This window comes from Bacillus sp. SG-1, from assembly GCF_000181495.1.
In the GTDB taxonomy this organism is placed as follows: domain Bacteria; phylum Bacillota; class Bacilli; order Bacillales; family Bacillaceae_B; genus Rossellomorea.
This window is the reverse complement of sequence record NZ_ABCF01000173.1, coordinates 1-1,378: the sequence shown is the minus strand read 5'-3', so window position 1 is coordinate 1,378 and position 1,378 is coordinate 1. Positions and strand designations below refer to the sequence as shown.

2 protein-coding genes are annotated in these 1,378 nt (G+C 39.8%); one reads left to right on the top strand and one right to left on the bottom strand.

Annotation, left to right across the window (positions count from 1 at the left end):
* Positions 1–233: 233 nt before the first annotated feature.
* Positions 234–653 carry a pyridoxamine 5'-phosphate oxidase family protein gene (locus tag BSG1_RS19510; RefSeq protein WP_006838975.1) on the top strand — a complete coding sequence of 140 codons (420 nt, stop codon included), beginning with the start codon at positions 234–236 and terminating at the stop codon, positions 651–653.
* A 114-nt stretch (positions 654–767) separates the two neighbouring features.
* Here BSG1_RS19510 and BSG1_RS19505 read toward each other — a convergent pair whose 3' ends face one another.
* The gene (locus BSG1_RS19505; RefSeq protein WP_044023221.1) at positions 768–1,151 is read right to left on the bottom strand and encodes an OsmC family protein; all 384 of its coding nucleotides are present in this window, start codon (positions 1,149–1,151) and stop codon (positions 768–770) included.
* Positions 1,152–1,378: the final 227 nt, after the last annotated feature.

The following is a 1,378-nucleotide window of genomic DNA, read 5'->3' as shown; positions in this document are numbered from 1 at the left end:
TTTTAATATATAATTCCTTTATACACAGCCGGTCATTTCGGCAAAACAAATTTTTCATTCCCTAGGTTCCCTAATAAAAGCAAGGAGAGAGCTGAAAAGCTTTCTCCTTGTTTTTGTATATGTGCATGTATAGTTGTACTTCGCGCGAATCATAAGTGTTATTTTTCAAAAGTTTGGTTAAAAAAATCTCCAATAACACAGATTAATACCGTACATTCAAAGGAGGTTAAACCATGTCCCTTACATTAAAAGAAAAGATCGTTGAGTTGTTCTCCAACCATAAGGTAGGAACTTTAGCCACGATTAGGAATAATCAGCCTTATTCTCGTTTCATGATGTTCTATAACGAGGAGCTGACATTATTTACTGCCACCAACCAGCATGCCCATAAGGCTGAAGATATCGCACAGAACCCTCACGTCCATATCCTGCTCGGGTTTGACAGAGACAGCAACCATGAGCATTATGTTGAAGTTGAAGCAACAGCCCAAATAGAAGAATCCAAAGAGTTGAAGGAAAAGTTTTGGAATGACTACCTTAAGCCTTGGATTACAGCCCCGGATGACCCTGAGTATATGCTTCTGCGGCTCACCCCCAAGACAATTCTTTACTATGAAAGAACAGGAAAAGAGCCTCAGGAATTGAGCCTCTAAACAGAATAACCATCGAACTCCGTGGGTAACCCCGCGGTTGTTATTTACCTTTAACACATTAAAGCGCTAAGAGGGACAGGCCCTCTTAGCGCTTTAATGTGTTAAAATATTGTATTATTCTTTTATTTCAAAGGTTTCTTCGACTTCAATGCTGCCAATTACCGATTGGACCATAGAACAGTTTTTCTTCGTCAGCTCCATCGCCTTTTGAATTTTCTCTTCCTTCAGGCCGTCACCTGTTATGGTGAAATGCAGAGCAACCTTTTCAATTCTGTTGGCCATCTCTACATTCCTGGTTACATCCGCTTTAATAGAGATGTCCTTGAAGTTTACCCGCTGCTTTTCAAGGATCTTCCTTAATACTCCTCCGCTGCATACCGCAATGGATGATACCATTAGCTGATAAGGACGGAATCCATATTCTTCATTACCTGAAACCTCTAATTGTCCATAAGGAAGGTCGGTAATAAATCCGCCTTCTTTCATCTTAAAATCCACTTTCAACACTCCTTTTCAGTCTTTCTTATCCACCTTAGTATATTTTATCCCTGCCGCGGTGTACAAAGTTTTGATTGAGGTTAAGTAAAGTACTCAACTGCCTCATTAACAATTCTGCGAATTCCGAGACTCTTCTGGGCAAAGAAGTTTATTCCTTAATGTTTTATCTTGCCAATATCTTGAATAGACGATACCATCGTAGAGGAAATAACTCGTCGGGAGATAGA